This is a genomic window from Oceanobacillus saliphilus (genome assembly GCF_023522835.1).
Lineage (GTDB): Bacteria > Bacillota > Bacilli > Bacillales > Amphibacillaceae > Oceanobacillus > Oceanobacillus saliphilus.
This window is the reverse complement of the sequence record NZ_JALCZU010000025.1, coordinates 3086-4587: the sequence shown is the minus strand read 5'-3', so window position 1 is coordinate 4587 and position 1502 is coordinate 3086. Positions and strand designations below refer to the sequence as shown.

The 1502-nt window shown below is 53.9% G+C and carries 1 rRNA gene; it reads left to right on the top strand.

What is annotated here, in order from left to right:
• Nucleotides 1–1492 (top strand): 16S ribosomal RNA (locus MN204_RS20200); the annotation flags it as partial.
• Nucleotides 1493–1502: the final 10 nt, after the last annotated feature.

The window sequence follows — 1502 nt, the reverse complement described above, 5'->3', positions numbered from 1 at the left end:
CTTTTCTAATCTCTTCGGAGTGAAGAAAAGTGGAACGAGCGGCGGACGGGTGAGTAACACGTGGGCAACCTGCCTGTAAGATTGGGATAACTCGCGGAAACGCGAGCTAATACCGAATAATACTTTTTGTCTCCTGGCAAGAAGATGAAAGACGGCTTTTAGCTGTCACTTACAGATGGGCCCGCGGCGCATTAGCTAGTTGGTGAGGTAACGGCTCACCAAGGCGACGATGCGTAGCCGACCTGAGAGGGTGATCGGCCACACTGGGACTGAGACACGGCCCAGACTCCTACGGGAGGCAGCAGTAGGGAATCTTCCGCAATGGACGAAAGTCTGACGGAGCAACGCCGCGTGAGTGATGAAGGTTTTCGGATCGTAAAACTCTGTTGTCAGGGAAGAACAAGTGCGAGAGTAACTGCTCGCACCTTGACGGTACCTGACCAGAAAGCCACGGCTAACTACGTGCCAGCAGCCGCGGTAATACGTAGGTGGCAAGCGTTGTCCGGAATTATTGGGCGTAAAGCGCTCGCAGGCGGTCTTTTAAGTCTGATGTGAAAGCCCACGGCTTAACCGTGGAGGGTCATTGGAAACTGGAGGACTTGAGTACAGAAGAGGAGAGTGGAATTCCACGTGTAGCGGTGAAATGCGTAGAGATGTGGAGGAACACCAGTGGCGAAGGCGACTCTCTGGTCTGTAACTGACGCTGAGGAGCGAAAGCGTGGGGAGCGAACAGGATTAGATACCCTGGTAGTCCACGCCGTAAACGATGAGTGCTAGGTGTTAGGGGGTTTCCGCCCCTTAGTGCTGAAGTTAACGCATTAAGCACTCCGCCTGGGGAGTACGGCCGCAAGGCTGAAACTCAAAAGAATTGACGGGGGCCCGCACAAGCGGTGGAGCATGTGGTTTAATTCGAAGCAACGCGAAGAACCTTACCAGGTCTTGACATCCTCTGACACTCCTAGAGATAGGACGTTCCCTTCGGGGACAGAGTGACAGGTGGTGCATGGTTGTCGTCAGCTCGTGTCGTGAGATGTTGGGTTAAGTCCCGCAACGAGCGCAACCCTTGATCTTAGTTGCCAGCATTTAGTTGGGCACTCTAAGGTGACTGCCGGTGACAAACCGGAGGAAGGTGGGGATGACGTCAAATCATCATGCCCCTTATGACCTGGGCTACACACGTGCTACAATGGATGGAACAAAGGGAAGCAAAACCGCGAGGTCAAGCAAATCCCATAAAACCATTCTCAGTTCGGATTGCAGGCTGCAACTCGCCTGCATGAAGCCGGAATCGCTAGTAATCGTGGATCAGCATGCCACGGTGAATACGTTCCCGGGCCTTGTACACACCGCCCGTCACACCACGAGAGTTGGTAACACCCGAAGTCGGTGAGGTAACCTTTCGAGGAGCCAGCCGCCGAAGGTGGGACTGATGATTGGGGTGAAGTCGTAACAAGGTAGCCGTATCGGAAGGTGCGGCTGGATCACCTCCTTTCTAAGGATTA